This window comes from Micromonospora sp. NPDC023644 (assembly GCF_040640115.1).
Taxonomy (GTDB): domain Bacteria; phylum Actinomycetota; class Actinomycetes; order Mycobacteriales; family Micromonosporaceae; genus Micromonospora.
Genome location: NZ_JBFABA010000007.1, coordinates 155,303 through 171,300, shown reverse-complemented (window position 1 = coordinate 171,300; position 15,998 = coordinate 155,303). Strand labels below are relative to the sequence as shown.

The 15,998-nt window shown below is 74.6% G+C and carries 9 protein-coding genes; 4 read left to right on the top strand and 5 right to left on the bottom strand.

Annotated features, from left to right (window positions below):
• Nucleotides 1-12: 12 nt before the first annotated feature.
• From nrfD to AB0G08_RS08625, 4 genes are all read right to left on the bottom strand, one after another.
• The gene (gene nrfD, locus AB0G08_RS08640) at nucleotides 13-1,176 is read right to left on the bottom strand and encodes an NrfD/PsrC family molybdoenzyme membrane anchor subunit (protein WP_358085065.1); all 1,164 of its coding nucleotides are present in this window, start codon (nucleotides 1,174-1,176) and stop codon (nucleotides 13-15) included.
• Complete coding sequence (locus tag AB0G08_RS08635; protein ID WP_358085062.1) at nucleotides 1,173-2,285, bottom strand: 4Fe-4S dicluster domain-containing protein; 1,113 nt, start codon at nucleotides 2,283-2,285, stop codon at nucleotides 1,173-1,175. Before AB0G08_RS08635 ends, nrfD begins: the two co-directional genes overlap by 4 nt.
• Nucleotides 2,275-5,574, bottom strand: a complete 3,300-nt coding sequence (gene fdh / locus AB0G08_RS08630; RefSeq protein WP_358085060.1) for a formate dehydrogenase — start codon at nucleotides 5,572-5,574, stop codon at nucleotides 2,275-2,277. The genes AB0G08_RS08635 and fdh overlap by 11 nt, the downstream gene beginning before the upstream one ends.
• 486 nt (nucleotides 5,575-6,060) lie before the next feature.
• Nucleotides 6,061-6,648: a hypothetical protein gene (locus AB0G08_RS08625; protein WP_358085058.1), complete on the bottom strand. Its 588-nt coding sequence runs from the start codon at nucleotides 6,646-6,648 to the stop codon at nucleotides 6,061-6,063.
• A 1,069-nt stretch (nucleotides 6,649-7,717) separates the two neighbouring features.
• Here AB0G08_RS08625 and AB0G08_RS08620 point away from each other — a divergent pair.
• The 3 genes from AB0G08_RS08620 to AB0G08_RS08610 all read left to right on the top strand — a co-directional run bounded on the left by AB0G08_RS08620 (nucleotide 7,718) and on the right by AB0G08_RS08610 (nucleotide 12,111).
• Nucleotides 7,718-8,575 carry a universal stress protein gene (locus AB0G08_RS08620; RefSeq protein ID WP_358085054.1) on the top strand — a complete coding sequence of 286 codons (858 nt, stop codon included), beginning with the start codon at nucleotides 7,718-7,720 and terminating at the stop codon, nucleotides 8,573-8,575.
• Between the two features lie 96 nt (nucleotides 8,576-8,671).
• The gene (locus AB0G08_RS08615; protein ID WP_358085051.1) at nucleotides 8,672-11,074 is read left to right on the top strand and encodes a phosphoketolase family protein; all 2,403 of its coding nucleotides are present in this window, start codon (nucleotides 8,672-8,674) and stop codon (nucleotides 11,072-11,074) included.
• 164 nt (nucleotides 11,075-11,238) lie between these two features.
• Entirely contained in the window at nucleotides 11,239-12,111 is an 873-nt protein-coding gene (locus AB0G08_RS08610; RefSeq protein ID WP_358085048.1) for a universal stress protein, read from the top strand.
• Nucleotides 12,112-12,334: 223 nt separating this feature from the next.
• Here the strand turns inward: AB0G08_RS08610 and AB0G08_RS08605 are convergent, their stop codons facing one another.
• A complete protein-coding gene (locus AB0G08_RS08605) occupies nucleotides 12,335-14,677 on the bottom strand; it encodes a heavy metal translocating P-type ATPase (RefSeq protein ID WP_358085045.1) in 2,343 nt (780 codons plus the stop codon).
• A gap of 189 nt (nucleotides 14,678-14,866) precedes the next feature.
• Here AB0G08_RS08605 and AB0G08_RS08600 point away from each other — a divergent pair, with 189 nt between their 5' ends.
• The gene (locus tag AB0G08_RS08600) at nucleotides 14,867-15,877 is read left to right on the top strand and encodes a nitroreductase (protein WP_358085042.1); all 1,011 of its coding nucleotides are present in this window, start codon (nucleotides 14,867-14,869) and stop codon (nucleotides 15,875-15,877) included.
• Nucleotides 15,878-15,998: the final 121 nt, after the last annotated feature.

Below are 15,998 nucleotides of genomic sequence, written 5' to 3'. Positions count from 1 at the left end.
GCGCGGGAGGCGTCAGGCCCCGGCGGCGCGCCGCCGGTCGAGGCGCTCGCGCTGCGGCACCACCGTGTACTTCGGATCCTTCGCCGAGGCGACGCCGCCCTCGAAGATGCCGAACCGGGTCGCCACCGAGGCGCCCAGCAGGGCCGCCCCGGACAGCGCGGAGAGCGCCCGGCTGCGCCGGCCCAGCAGCGCGCCGGCCACCCCCACCGCGGTCAGGGCCCGCCCGGCGCGCAGCAGCCGACCGGCCCGCCCGGTGCGGTAGGGCTCGCTGAGCAGCCCGAGCCGGGTCTCCACGCGGTGCGCGCCGTACAGCTCCAGGGCCGCGCCCGCCACCGCCATCCGGCGGGCGGGCCCGGCCTGCGCGGTGGGCGCGGCGATCAGCCCCACGCCCGCGCCGCTGGCCAGGGCGCTGCCCGCGAAGATGGTCGGCAGCTCCGCGTACGCCTCGTGCCAGGACGGCACGGCCGTGTCGGCCAGCAGCACCCCGGTGTACGTGGCCAGCGCCGGCGCGGTCGCCGCGGCCGCCAGCCCGGCGGCGTGCCCGACCGGCGGCAGCACCCGGCGGACGAGCCCCGGCAGGCCCCGCTCGGGCAGCCACGGCGCGCCCTCGGCCACCGCCGCGATCCCGGCGGCCGGGCCGAAGGCGCTGAGGATCCAGGTGCCCACGGACATGGGCGAGGTGGGCTTGGCCACCCGCAGCATGTGGTGGAACCGGGCGGGCCGCCCCAGGTCCTTGATGAGGAAGACGGTGCTGGCGGTGACCGCCGCCAGCGAGGCGACCCGGCCGGCGCGGCGCAGCGCGGGTCGGCCGGTGAGCTGCCCGCCCGCCGCGAGCAGCGACGAACCGGCGGCCAGCCCGCCGGTGAAGAGGTACGCGGCGATGTCCCACTTCCAGACCGGCGCCTTGAGGATCGGCCGGCCGTAGTAGGAGGTGAACTCGGCCTCCGGAACGGTCAGATCCTCGCCGCCGCGTCGGCCCCGCCCGCCGCGCCGACGCCCGCCCCCGCCGGTCGGTGCCGGCCGCGACCGGTCCGCGACCGCGTCGCCCGGCGACACGCTCGTCTCGACGGCCGGCGCGGCGGGGTCGGCCCCGCCCGGCCCGGTCGTTTCGGCACCGCCGTCGAGGCGGTCGCGGAAGCGGCGGAACAGGTCGCCGACCGGGCGCTGCGGACTCACGAGGAACCTCCCACGAACGCGGCCACGGCCGCCGCCGCCATCGCCAGCGCGGCCACGCCCGCCCGCTTCCACATCTTCGGCAGGTCCCGGGTGGTGACCACCGGGTCCGGCGGCAGTCCGTACACCTCGGGCTCGTCGAGCAGCAGGAAGAACGCGCCGTCACCGCCGACCCCGTCGCCCGGGTCGTGCCCGTAGAGCCGCGCCTCGGGCACGCCCCGCTCGTGCAGCGTCGCCACCCGGGCCGCGGCCCGCTCCCGCAGCTCGTCCAGGGGGCCGTACTGGATGGACTCGGTGGGGCACGCCTGCGCGCAGGCGGGGGTGTTGCCCGCGCCGATCCGGTCGTAGCACAGCGTGCACTTCCACGCCCGGCCGTCGCCCTTGCGTTGGTCGATGACGCCGTAGGGGCAGGCGGAGATGCAGTAGCCGCAGCCGTTGCAGATGTCCTCCTGCACCACCACCGTGCCGAACTCGGTGCGGAACAGCGAGCCGGTGGGGCAGACGTCGAGGCAGGCCGCGTGGGTGCAGTGCTTGCAGACGTCGGACATCATCAGCCAGCGGAAGTCGGTGCGCCCCTCCGCGCCCCCGGCGCGGCCCGGCGGCTGCGCCCCGGGCATGCCCAGGAACTCCGGCCCGCCGGCCCGACCGGCCGTGTCGGCGGGGCCCGCGCTCGTGCCCGCGCCGGTCCCCGAGCCCGGGCCGGCGGCCATCCGCGCGGCCGCGTCCGCCGCGCCCGGCGGCACCCCCGGCTCCGTGCCGGTCGGGTTGCCGACGCCCGCGGCCACGGCCGCCGACGAGGCGCTGACCGACGCGCCCGTCGGCGTGCCCGCGAACGGCGGGCTGCGGTGCCCGGCCGGACGGGGCTGCTCGACGAACGCCACGTGCCGCCACGAGTTCGCGGTCAGCGCGCCGGTGTTGTCGTACGACATGCCGAGCAGGTCCAGCCCCGAGCCGGGGACGTCGTTCCACTCCTTGCAGGCCACCTCGCACGCCTTGCAGCCGATGCAGACGCTGGTGTCGGTGAAGAAGCCCATCCGGGGCGGGGCGTCGGTCCAGCCGGCCTCCGGGGCGGGATCCAGCGGCCCGGAGAGGCTGTGCGGGTCAGGAAGCATCGCGGCCCTCCCCGGCCCCGTCGGCGGCGGGCGACGGCGGGAGCGCCCCCGGGGTGAGCGTCGGGGCCGGCAGGCCGGGGACGATGCCCGCCCGCCGCTGGTAGTCGGCCACGAGGTCCAGCAGGGCCGGGCCGGTGGGCCGCCGACCGGGCCGCACGTCACAGGTACCGATCTTGCTCTCCTGGATCAGCACGTTCGGGTCCAGGGTGATCCCGAACAGGTCGTTGGCCGAGTCGCCGGTCACCAGCCCCTCGAACCCGAAGTGGTACGGCAGCCACAGCTGGTGGATCACCCGGCCGTCCACGCGCAGCGGGCTGACCCGGTCGGTGACCAGCACCTTCGCCTCGATCACCGCCCGCCCGCTGACCAGGTGCGCCCAGCCCAGGTGCGCCAGGCCCACCTCCGCGGCCAGCTCCGGGGACACCTCGACGAACATCTCCGGTTGCAGCTCCGCCAGGGGCCGCACCGTACGGCTCATCCCGCCCGCCGTGTGGTGCTCGGTGAGCCGGCTGACCGTGAACACGTACGGGAAGACCTGGCTGTGCTCCTGCGGCGGGCTCGGGTTCACCGAGTTGACCGGGTGCGCGTACACCTTGCGGGTGGGGTTGGCCTGCTGCCGGTAGAACGGGTTGCGCACCGGCGACTCCGCCGGCTCGTAGTGCGTCGGCAGCGGGCCGTCGAGCACGCCGCTCGGCGCGTACAGCCAGCCCTTGCCGTCGCCCTGCATGACGAACGGGTCGTCGCCGGCGATCCCCTCGGTGCCGGAGGCGCCCTCCGGCGGCCGGTACGTCGGCGGCTTGGTCCGCTCGAAGTCCGGCACGTCGTAGCCGGTCCACTCCCCCGCGTCCGGGTCCCACCAGACGTAGCGCTTCCGCTCGCTCCACGGCCGGCCCTGCGGGTCCGCCGAGGCGCGGTTGTAGAGGGTGCGCCGGTTCGCCGGCCACGCCCAGCCCCACTCGGCGGCCACCCAGTCCTGCTCGTGGCGGGACCTGCGCCGCGCCGCCTGGTTGACGCCGTCGGCGTACACCCCGGAGTAGATCCAGCAGCCGACGGCGGTGGAACCGTCGTCGCGGGCCTCGGCGAACGCGGACAGCGGGCGACCGGTCGCCACCTCGTACCCGTTGATCTCGCGCAACACCGCCTCGGCGCTCGGCTCGGCGTGCGGGCCGTGCGTGGGGTAGTCCCAGGCCAGGTCGAGCAGCGCCCGGTCGCGCGGCAGGTCGGAGCCGGCCAGCTTCTCCCGCAGCCGCCGCCCGAGGTGGTAGAAGAACCACAGCTCGGAGCGGGCGTCGCCCGGCGGGTCGACGGCCTTCTCCCGCCACTGCAGCAGCCGCTGCGTCTGGGTGAAGGTGCCCTCCTTCTCCACGTGCGAGGCAGCCGGCAGGAAGAACACCTCCGTCCTACACTGCTCCGGCACGATCTCGCCGGTGGCGACCTCCGGGCTGTTCCGCCAGAACGTGGCGCTCTCGATCATGAACAGGTCGCGGACCACCAGCCAGTCCAGGTTGGCCATGCCGAGGCGCTGCGCCCGGCCGTGCGCCGACCCGACCGCCGGGTTCTGGCCCAGCAGGAAGTAGCCCCGCACCTTCCCGTCGATCATGTTCAGCACCTGCTGGTACGTCCCGTGGTCGCCGGTCATCCGGGGCATGTACCCGTAGCAGAAGTCGTTCTCGGGCGTCGCCGCGTCCCCCCAGTACGCCTTGAGCAGGCTCGCCGCGTAGGCACGGGCGTTGCCCCAGAAGCCCTTCTGACCCGGGTGGCGGATGCTGTCTACCCACTCGTCGAAGGTGGGGTGGTCGGCGTGGTGCGGCATCGGCAGGTAGCCGGGGAGCAGGTTGAACAGCGTCGGGATGTCGGTGGAGCCCTGGATGCTCGCGTGCCCGCGCAGGGCCAGGATGCCCCCGCCCGGGCGGCCCATGTTGCCCAGCAGCAACTGGATGATCGCGCCGGTGCGGATGTACTGCACGCCCACGCTGTGCTGCGTCCACCCCACGGAGTAGATCAGCACGCCGGTGCGCTCCCGGCCCGAGTTCGCCGTCCACGCCTGGGCCAGTTCCAGGAACTTCTCCCGCGGGATGCCGCAGACCCGCTCCACCATTTCCGGCGTGTAGCGGGCGAAGTGCCGCTTCAGGATCTGGTAGACGCAGCGCGGGTGCTGCAACGTCTCGTCCCGCTCGGTCTGGCCGCCCACCTGCGCGCCGTGCGACTCGTGACGCAGCCCGGCAGCGGTGTCCCGCTCCTTCGCGGTGTGCCCGCTGCCCGAGTCCGACTCGTGGCCCGCGTACTGCCAGGAGTCCTGGACGTAGCTGCCCGTCTCCGGGTCGAACCCGGAGAAGAAGCCGTCGCCGTCCTCGGTGTCGACGAACCGCTCGCTGACGATCGTCGCGGCGTTCGTGTAGGCCAGCACGTACTCACGGAAGTCCAGCTCGTTCTCCAGGATGTACCGCACCACGCCACCCAGCAGCGCGATGTCGGAGCCCGCCCGGATCGGCAGGTAGGTGTCGGCCAGCGCGCTGGTGCGGGTGAACCGCGGATCGACGTGGAACACCTTGGCGCCGCGCCGCTTGGCCTCCATCACCCACTGGAAGCCCACCGGGTGGGCCTCGGCCATGTTCGAGCCCTGGATGACGATGACGTCAGCGTTGGCGACGTCCTGCTGGAAGTCCGTCGCGCCACCGCGACCGAAGCTGGCCCCCAGACCGGGGACGGTGGCGGAGTGTCAAATGCGCGCCTGGTTCTCGATCTGGAGCGCCCCCATCGCCGTGAACAGCTTCTTGATGAGGTAGTTCTCCTCGTTGTCCAGCGTCGCCCCGCCCAGGCTGGAGATGCCCAGCGTGCGGTTGAGCGGCCGGCCCTGCGCGTCGACGTCCTCCCAGGTCTCCGCCCGGGCGGCGAGGATCCGGTCGGCGATCATGTCGAGCGCGACGTCGAGCTCCAGGTCCTCCCACTCGGTGGCGTAGGGCCGCCGGTAGCGGACCTTCGTCTGCCGCAGGGGGCTGGTGACGAGACTCTTGCTGGCCGACCCCTTGGGGCACAGCCGGCCCCGGGAGATCGGGCTGTCCGGGTCGCCCTCGATCTGGGTGACCTCGTTGTCCTTGACGAAGACGCGCTGGCCGCAGCCGACCGCGCAGTAGGGGCAGACCGAGCGGGCCACGCTGTCGGCGGTCTCGGTGCGGGCGGTCAGCTCCGCCGACCGGTCGGACTGCGCCGCGGCGCCCCGGCCCAGCGGGTCGGTGCCGGTGAGTTGCCGATAGACCGGCCAGCCCTGGATGAAGGTCCGCAGGCCCACGCGACACCCCTCTCCCGGCCCGTCCGACGTCGCCAACATGAACATAGGCCAGGCCGCACGGGACCGCGACCCGTGCCGCGCGATCACCACTCCGACGGTTGCCGCCCGCGCTCGCGCGCTCGCGTGTTCTCGCTGCGCACATGCCCTACGGCTCCCTTCCCGCCGGCGCCGCGGCGCTGGCCCGGAGGAAGCCGGGACCGGGGCGAAAACAGCGCCGCCCCCGGGCCCGGAGGCTCGGGGGCGGCGCCGGTGTCGGTGTGCAGGTCGCCTCTCGGCGAGTGGCGCGACGCGGCTCCAGCCGGACGGTATTCCGCGAAGGCAATTTAGGTGAGGCCCGGGGACACTGGACACACCGACACCTCATTCAACCAGCCGACGGGCCGCGATGTTCCATCGGTGGCGGATGTGCCGCCGGCCGGCACCGAGTCAACGGTGCCGGCCGGCGATCCCCCTTGTGGTGGAAAGTCTGTGTCAGCTGTTGTCAGGTCAGCTGTTCCAGTGCTCGGCGACGAGGTCGGCGGCCTGCTGCTCCCACTGGGCGTAGTGGTCGGGGTACGCCGAGACCTGCACGGTCTGGGCGGCCTCGGTCAGCGGCATGTCCTGCCACCCGTCGACCTGCTTCAGCGCCTTGAGGAACGCGGTCGTGGAGTACTCGGGGTCGGTGATCTGCTCGACCGTGCCCCAACCCGAGGTCGGGCGCTGCTGGAACAGGCCCTGCGAGTCGTGGTCGTTGCGCTCACCCAGGTGACCCAGGTTCTCCAACTTCGACTCCTGCAACGCGGTCGCGATCGAGACGACGGCGGCCCGCTCGTCCATGCCGGCCTTCTTCGTCGCCGCGATGATCGCCTTGACGTTGCCGACCTGCTCGTCGGAGAGCTCGATACGCGACTGCGCACCCTGCACACCATGCGGCACGAGCTTGCCCATGTCCGGCTTGTCGGCCTGCACCGCCACCGCCACCGGCATCGACTCCACCGACGGGGCTGCGTGGGCGGTCGCGGGACCGGCGAACACACCACCGGCAAACGCCAGACCAGCAACACCAAGAACGCTCTTACGCAGAATCGTGTTCATCAGATGTGCTCCATTCGGGGGTCGGCACCCACACCGAAGGGGGACTCGGCTCATGTGGGCGCAAGCACCGTCCGGCGCTCATGAACAACTCAGGGGAGATCTCCGGCGCATCGCCGAAGGAAAGACCAGATAGACCGTGTCGGCCGGGAGGTTCAGATCGGCCGTGTCGGCCGGAAGGATCCGGGCTGTTCGCGGGGCGGGGGATGCCCTCACGTCGGCCGGACCATGTGTAACGACCGCCGGCCCGCCATCATTCCGGGGCCCCACCATCCGTGGGGCGGGGCGGTCTTGCTCGGTCGTACGCAGGGTGTAACGACCCCGCCCCGGCCACGATTCCGCCCCCACGATGCCCCCGCTCACACCCCGAAACCGGACACCGGCCCCAATCGGGGGCGTGATGACGCCGCCCGCCGATAGCGCACCCGGATAACCATGACGCAACCGGACACCAGGCACCGTCGGCCCGACGGGTGGACGGGTGGGCGGTCGGGATATTGGCTACGAAAAGGCCCGCATCGGGCGGTTTCGTAACAGGAGTCACCGGTGCCCCCAAGCGGCACCCATGATCGGTTAACGCTCCGCCGGGCTCCGCGCTGCCCTTCGCCCGGGCCGACGTCAACGGATCATGGGACGCGACCCTGGACCACCGGCTGTGATCAGGACGTCTCGCACCCACAACGGCCGGGAAACGTCCACGCCGCCCTGATCACCGGACGCTACGCGGGCAGGCGGGCAGGCAGCGGCGCTACGAGCGCAGACGGGCAGACGGCGGCGCTACGGGGCGGGCGGGCACGCCTGGGATGCAGAGTGAGGCGAGGATGGCGAGCGGGCGCCGACGGGGTGTGGCCCGCCGTGCCCGGCGCAGGGATCAAGCCTGACCGGCCGGAGCCGGGTACGGCGGGCCACACCCCACCACGACGGACCGCAACCGACACGACGCCGCGCACAGACGGCGAGACCCCGCCGACAGCCCCCAGCCAGCCGTCGAGCGCGATCCCGCCCCGCCGTGGTACCCGCGGGACTAGCCTCGACAGGAGGGCCGGGCGCGACGCCTGCGGAGGTGATTCGGATGACCGCAGCCACCGACGCGGCGGTGCTGGTCGGGCTCGGCGCGGAGCGCAACCTGCCGGTGGTCAGGCTGGCCGCGCAGGAGGCAGCCGCGCACGGCCGCCCGCTGTGCCTGCTGCACGCGTTCAACTGGACGGCCGCGCTGGAGGCCCCGTCGATCGCGGAGGCGCGCGCCGACGCCGAAAAGTTGATCTCCCGGGCCACGGAGATCGCCAACGAGGTCGAGCCGGCGCTGCCGGTCAGCGGCGAGATCGTCGAGGGTGCCCTCATCCCCACCCTGGTCCGCCGGTCGGAGTCGGCGTTCCTGCTCGCCGTCGGGGACGGCGGCATGGCGACCAGCGGAGAGTGCGTGTCGGTCGACGCGCCCGCGGTGCAGCTCGCCGCCCGGGCCGGTTGCCCGGTGCTGGTGGCCCGCCGGGAGCCGCCGCCGCAGGGGCCGGTGCTGGTCGGGGTGGACGGCTCCGACAGCTCGCAGGGCGCGCTGGAGTGGGCGTTCGAGTGCGCGGCCGGGCGGGAGGCGCGGCTGCTGGCGGTCCGCGTCGTCGAGCCGGAGGAGGCCGCCGAGGATCCCGAGTTGCTCGCCGGCATGGTGGCGCGGTCGGCGCACCGGTTCCCGTCGGTGGCCACGGAGTGCCACACGATCCGCGGCGACCCCGGCACCGTCCTGGTGGAGCAGTCCCGCTCGGTGCAGGTGGCGCTGGTCGCCGCCCGGGGCGACGAGCCGTGGCGGGGCATGCTCGGCGCGGTGAGCCAGACGCTGCTCTACCACTCCCCCGCGCCGCTGATCGTGGTGCGAGGGCTGACGGCCGTTCCGGTCGACGGGCGCAACGCCCAACCCCGACGGGACCAACGGCCCTGATCCACACCGGCGCCGATCGGAGATGCTGGGGCCGGCCCGGACGAATCCGCGCTCCGAGGATGCAGGATTCCCCTACCCGCGAGAGGCTCACGCAGTATGGACACCGCTCTCGACCTACACGGCCCCCTGACCGAAGACGAGCTGCGGCGGCTGGACGCCTACTGGCGGGCGGCGAACTACCTGACCGTCGGGCAGATCTACCTGCTGGACAATCCGCTGCTCCGCGAGCCGCTGGCGCCCGAGCACGTCAAGCCGCGCCTGCTCGGCCACTGGGGCACCAGTCCCGGCCTGAACCTGCTCTACGCCCACCTCAACCGGGCCATCGTCGCCCGTGACCTGTCCGCCATCTTCGTCACCGGCCCCGGTCACGGCGGCCCGGCGATCGTCGCCAACACCTGGCTGGAGGGCACCTGGAGCGAGGTGTACCACCACATCGACCGCGACGAGGCCGGCATGGCCCGGCTGTTCCGCCAGTTCTCCTTCCCCGGCGGCATCCCCAGCCACGTGGCGGCGGAGGTGCCGGGTTCGATCCACGAGGGCGGCGAGCTGGGGTACGCCCTCAGCCACGCCTACGGCGCGGCGTTCGACAACCCCGACCTGCTGGTGGCCTGCGTCATCGGCGACGGGGAGGCGGAGACCGGCCCGCTGGCCGGAAGCTGGCTCTCCGACGTCTTCCTGAACCCGGCCCGCGACGGCGCGGTGCTGCCGATCCTGCACCTCAACGGCTACAAGATCGCGAATCCGACGGTGCTGGACCGGATCCCCGAGGACGACCTCCTCGCCATGATGCGCGGCTTCGGCTACCAGCCGTACGTGGTGTCCGGCGACGAGCCGGCGACGGTGCACCAGGCCCTCGCCGGCACGCTGGACCGGGCGCTGGACGAGATCGCCGCCATCCAGCGGCGGGCCCGCTCGGGCGGCACCGTCGAGCGCCCGCGCTGGCCGATGATCGTCCTGCGTACGCCGAAGGGCTGGACGGGGCCGCGGGACGTGGACGGCAAGCGGGTCGAGGGCACCTACCGCGCGCACCAGGTGCCGCTGTCCGAGGTACGCAAGAACCCGGAGCACCTGGCCGAGCTGGAGCGCTGGCTGCGCAGCTACCGGCCGGAGGAGCTCTTCGACGCCACGGGCGCGCCGGTCGCCGAGCTGGCCGCGCTGCCGCCGAAGGGCGAGCGGCGGATGAGCGCCAACCCGGTCACCAACGGCGGGCTGGTGCTGCGCGACCTGTCGCTGCCGGACTTCCGCGACTACGCCGTCGACGTGCCGCGGCCCGGCGAGACCGTGGCCGGCGCGACCGGCGCCCTCGGCCCGTGGGTCCGCGACGTGATCGCCGCCAACCCGCAGACGTTCCGCCTCTTCGGCCCCGACGAGGTCGCCTCGAACCGGCTCGGCGCGGCGTTCGAGGTCACCGGCCGGGCCTGGATGGCCGGCACCGTGCCCGGCGACGACCACCTCTCCCCGGACGGGCGGGTGATGGAGGTCCTCTCCGAGCACCTCTGCCAGGGCTGGCTGGAGGGCTACCTGCTGACCGGCCGGCACGGCATCTTCACCAGCTACGAGGCATTCATCCACATCGTCGACTCGATGCTCAACCAGCACGCGAAGTGGCTGAAGGTGACCCGGGGCATCCCGTGGCGCAAGCCGGTGGCCTCGCTGAACTACCTGCTCTCCAGCCACGTGTGGCGGCAGGACCACAACGGCTTCTCCCACCAGGACCCGGGCTTCATCGACCACGTGATGAACAAGAAGGCGGAGGTGGTACGCGTCTACCTGCCGCCGGACGCCAACACCCTGCTCTCCACGATGGACCACTGCCTGCGCAGCCGGCACTACATCAACGTGGTGGTGGCCGGCAAGCAGCCCGCCCCGAACTGGCTGTCGATGGACGAGGCCGTCCAGCACTGCCGGCGCGGCATCGGGATCTGGGACTGGGCCAGCACGGACGCCGGCAGCGAGCCGGACGTGGTGCTCGCCTGCGCCGGAGACGTGCCCACGCTGGAGACGCTGGCCGCCGCGGACCTGCTGCGCCGGCACCTGCCGGAGCTGAAGGTGCGGGTCGTCAACGTCGTCGACCTGATGCGCCTCCAGCCGCCGACGGAGCACCCGCACGGGCTGTCGGACAAGGAGTTCGACACGATCTTCACGCGGGACAAGCAGGTCATCTTCGCATACCACGGCTATCCGTGGCTGATCCACCGGCTCACCTACCGCCGCACCAACCACGCCAACCTGCACGTGCGCGGCTACAAGGAGGAGGGCACCACCACCACGCCGTTCGACATGGTGATGCTCAACGACCTGGACCGTTTCCACCTGGTCATCGACGTGATCGACCGGGTGCCGGGGCTGGCCGACCGGGCCGCCCACCTGCGGCAGGAGATGGTCGACGCCCGGCAGGCCTGCCGGGACCACACCCGGCAGCACGGCGAGGACGACCCCCGGGTCGCGGAGTGGCGCTGGGTCCGCGAGACGGACCCGGGACTGCGGGGTGACCAGTGAGCGCGAGGAGTGAGCTTGCGAGCCCCGCAGCCGCGAACGAAAGGCTGGCACCGTGAGCGCGAGGAGTGAGCCTGCGAGCCCCGCAGTCGCGAACGAAAGGCTGACACCGTGAGCGCGAGGAGCGAACTCGCCAACCCCGCAGTCGCGAACGAGAGGTGGGCCCGATGAGCGGCAACGAGATCCTGGTCGGCTACGACGGCTCCGCCGACGCCTCCGCCGCGCTGGAGTGGGCGTTGGAGGAGGCCGGCCGCAGCGGGCGGCCGGTGCGGCTGGCGTACGTCTTCGAGTGGCTCACCGTGGCCGGCTGGATCGGCCCCGGCGTCGCTCCCGGCATCTGGCCGGACGAGACGGCCCGGCGGCAGGTCGAGGAGCTGGTCCGCAAGGCGGCGGCGGACGCGTCCGCCGCGCACCCGGAGCTGACCGTCACGGGTGAGGTGTTCGACGGGCCGCCCGCGCTGGTGCTCCAGGAACGCTCGGCGCAGGCCGACCTGCTGGTGCTGGGCACCCGGGGGCACGGCGGCTTCGGCGGGTTGCTCGTCGGCTCGACCGCGGTCACCGTCGCCGCCCACGCGCACTGTCCGGTCGTGGTCGTCCGCGGCGAGGCCGCCGCCGGCGGGCGCACCGGGCACGTCGCGGTCGGCGTGGACGGGTCCGAGTGCTCGCTGCTGGCGCTGGGCTTCGCGTTCGAGCAGGCCGCCACCCGGCGGGTGCCCCTGCACGTGGTGCGGGCCTGGCATCCGCCCACCGGCCAGCGTCTGCCGGCGGGCCCCGAGGCGCGGGAGGCCACGGCGGCCGACCGGGCCGAGCTCGACGAGCCGCTGGCCCGGTGGGGCGCGACGTTCCCCGACGTGCCGGTCACCGTGGAGGTGACGGAGGGCCGCCCGGCGTCCCTGCTGGTCGACGCCAGCCGCAACGCGTGCCTGGTGGTGGTCGGCACCCGGGGCCGGGGCGGCCTGACGGGGATGCTGCTGGGTTCGGTCAGCCAGCAGCTCATCCAGCACGCGCACTGCCCGGTGGCGGTGGTCCGGGAACGGTGAGTCAGAGGGCCCCCCGCCGTCGCGTCGCGATGTGCGGGGGGCCTCCCGGCACCCACCGGCTCTCGGCACGCCCACCGGACCTCGACCCGCCCACCGGCCCTCGGCACGCCCACCGGCCCTCGGCACGCCCACCGGCCCTCGGCGCGCCCACCGGCCCTCGGCGCGCCCACCGGCCCTCGGCGCGCCCACCGGCCCTCGGCGCGCCCACCGGATCTCGGCGCGGTCAGCGGCTCTCGGCCGGTTCCGCCGGGCTGAGCGAGAAGTAGTCCTCCTCCTCCTGGGCGAGGTGCAGCCGCAGGATCGCCTCCAGGCCGTAGAGGGCGGCGAGCAGATCGGTGAGCTGGTCTGGGCGCAGGGGGCCGTCGCCGGCCTGCGCGAGGTGGGCGCCGATCCGGTCCACCAGCCGCCGGATCTCCACGTGGGCGCGGCTCATCGTCGAGGTCGCCTCGGCGCTGCCCAGCGGGTCGGCCAGCGCCGGGTAGAGCTGACGCTCCTCGGCCGCCTCGTGCGGCAGCACCACCCCGGTCAGCCTGCGGTGCGTCCCGCGCAGCGCGGGCAGGCACTGCGGCGCGTCCGGTGCGGTGGCGACCAGGTCGGCGGTGTCGCGCAGGGCGGCGAGCACGTCGCGGACGCCGCCGTGTTCGGCCGCGTACCGGTCGAGCAGCTCGCGGGTGCCCGGCGGCACGTCGCGGCGGCGCAGCCCGCCCCCGAGGGCGCGCAACGCGTTGAGGATCACCAGCACGTCGATGCCCTCCTGGAGGAATGCCCCGGCGACCGGGGGCAACCGACCGACGGCGGCGACCAGCATCGCCAGCACCGCCAGGCCCATCCCGACGGTGGCGCTCTGCACCGCGATCCGGCGGGCGTACCGGGCGATCTCCACCGCGTCGGCGAGCCGGTCGAGCCGGTCGACGGTGAGCACCGCGTCGGCGACGTCGGCCGAGGCGGTCGCCCCGGTGGCGCCCATGGCCACGCCGACGTGCGCCTCGGCGAGGGCCGGGGCGTCGTTCACCCCGTCGCCGACCATCACCGTGACCGCCCGGCGCGCCTCCTCGCGTACGCGGGTCGCCTTCTCCGCCGGCGAGCACCGGGCCACCACGTCGTCCACGCCCACCACCCGCGCGACCTGGGCGGCGACGTCGGGCCGGTCCCCGGTGACCATGACGATGCGCCGCAGCCCCGCCTCGCGCAGCCGGCGCACGGTGCGGCGGGCGTCGGGGCGTACCGGGTCCTCCAGCAGGATCGCCCCGAGCGGGCCCCGCTCGCCGCTGACCCAGACCACCGAACGGCCGGCCAGCTCGGCCCGGGACCGGGCCCGCCCCGCCCAGTCGGGCAGGTCGCCGTCGAGCTGACCGACCCGGACCTGCCGCCCGTCGACCGACCCGCGTACGCCCCGGCCCGGCTCCTCGGTCACCCCGGCCGGCTCGGTCAGCGGCAGGCTCCGCTCGCGCGCCTGCGCCACCAGCGCGCGGGCCAGCACGTGCGGGGAGAGCTGCTCGACCGAGGCGGCGAGACGCAGCACGTCGTCGCGGTCGCCGTCGGGGGCGGCCACGACCTCGGCGGCGCGGGGACGGCCGGCGGTCAGCGTGCCGGTCTTGTCGACCAGCAGGGTTCGGGCCCGGCCGAGCAGCTCCAGCGAGCCGCCGTCGCGGACCAGCACCCCGCGCCGGGCGGTCCGGGACAGCCCGGACACGATCGCGATCGGGGTCGCCAGCAGCAGCGGGCACGGGGTGGCGACCACCAGCACGGCCACCGCCCGGACGAACTCGCCGGAGAGCAGCCAGCCCAGCCCGGCCAGGACCAGGGTGAACGGCACGAACGCGGCGGCGTACCGGTCGGCGAGGCGGACCATCGGCGCCTTGTGAGCGGTCGCCTCCTCGGCCAGCCGGACGATCCCCGCGTAGGTGCTCCCCGCCGCGTCCCTCGTCGCGCGCATCGGAAAGCCGGCGCCGGCGTTGACCACGCCGCTGGCCACCTGCTCGCCGGCCGCGCGCCGCACCAGCCGGGACTCGCCGGTCACCACGGACTCGTCGAGGGTCACCGGCTCGTCGACCTGCCCGTCGACCGGCACCACGTCGCCCGGCCCGACCAGCAGCCGGTCCCCCGCCGCCACCCGGTCCAGCGGCACCACCTCGACGCCCCCGCCCGGGCCGCGCCGCCGGGCGGTACGGGGGGCGCGGGCGAGCAGGGCACGCAGGTCGCGGGTCGCCCGCCCCTGGGCGTACGCCTCCAGCGCCCGCCCGGTGGCCAACATCACCGCGATCACCGCCCCGGCCAGGTACTCCCGTACGACCAGCGCGCCGGCCAGGGCCAGCACGGCGATCACGTCCACCCCGAACTGCCGGTGCCACAGCTGCCGCAGCACCGACCAGGCGGCGGGCGCCAGGGCGGCCACGGTGGCGGACGCCCACACCACCTCGGCCGCGTCCCGCCGCCCGGCGAGCCCCAACGCCGCCCCGGCCAGCACCAGCGCCGTCACCCCGACCAGCGGAGCCCACAGCACCAGGCGCGACCGGTCCCGCCGTGCCGGCTGCTCCGGCACGCACTCCCGCGGCTCCCTGCCCACCTGCGGATCGTCTCAGCGCCCACCGCGCCGCGGAGGGCATCCGGGCGAACCGGAGGGGCGACATGCCCTGCCGCGCCGGGACCTGCGTACCGTGCGTCGGCAGGGGGGATGGCGCAGGATGGAGCCGCAACCCCGCCCGGGGCACCGTCGGGCTGGGGCACGATGGGGAGAAACGGAAAGGTCGTGACCATGAGCCACGGAACGCCGGCGACGGATCGTCCGCTGACCACCGCACTCGCGGAGGCCGCCGCGACGGCCGGGCACGCCCCGTCGGTGCACAACAGCCAACCGTGGCGGTGGCGGGTCCTGCCGGACGCGCTGGAGCTGCGGGTGGTCCGCGATCCCCGGCTGACGGCGACCGATCCGGAGGGCCGGCTGCTGGCGTACAGCTGCGGGGCCGCGCTGCACCACGCGCGGGTCGCGCTGACCGCGGAGGGCTGGACCGCCGTCGTGGAGCGGATGCCGGACCCGGCCGACGAGGACCTGCTGGCCCGGCTGACCGGGATGGCCCGCGCGGAGGCCGACCCGGAGGCCATGCGCCTCGTGCAGTGCATGCAGGTGCGGCACACCGACCGGCGCCCGGTCAGCGACGAGCCGGTGCCGACCGCCGCCCTCGGGGAGATCGCCTCGGCGGTCGCCGCCGAGGGCTGCCAGTTGCAGTTCCTCGACCGCGACAACGTCCTGGAGCTGGCCGCCGCGGCCGGGCACGCCGCGTCGGTCGAGGCGGAGGACCCGCAGCTGCGCGAGGAGTTGGAGTACTGGACCAGCCGCAGCGGCACCGGCACCGGCCTGCCGCCGGAGGTGCTGCCCGCGGAGTCGCCCCAGACCACCGTGCCGGCCCGCGACTTCGGCCGCCCCGGCACCCTGCCCGTCGGTCCCGGGCACGACCGGGCCGCCGTGTACGGGGTGCTCTACGGCGACGAGGACGAGCCGGACAGCTGGCTGCACGCCGGCGAGGCGCTCTCGGCCGCCTGGCTGACCGCGACCCGGCTCGGCATCTCCGTGGTGCCGCTGAGCGGCGTGGTGGAGGTCGCGGGCACCCGGCAGACGCTGCGCGGGCTGCTGGCCGGCCTCGGCTACCCGTACCTCGTGATCCGGCTGGGGCTCGCGGACCCGGCACACGCCGGCCCGCCGCACACCCCGCGCCTGGACGTCGCGCAGGTGGTCGACACCTCGGCGGTGCGGGCCACCGACGCGTAGCGGGGCCGGGGCCACGGCCACCGGGCGATACCATCGCCCGGTGGCCGCCAGCACCCCGAACTCCCGCCCCGACGCGCACGTGACCCCCTCGCTGGGGCTCAGCCCGCTGTCCCGGGTACGG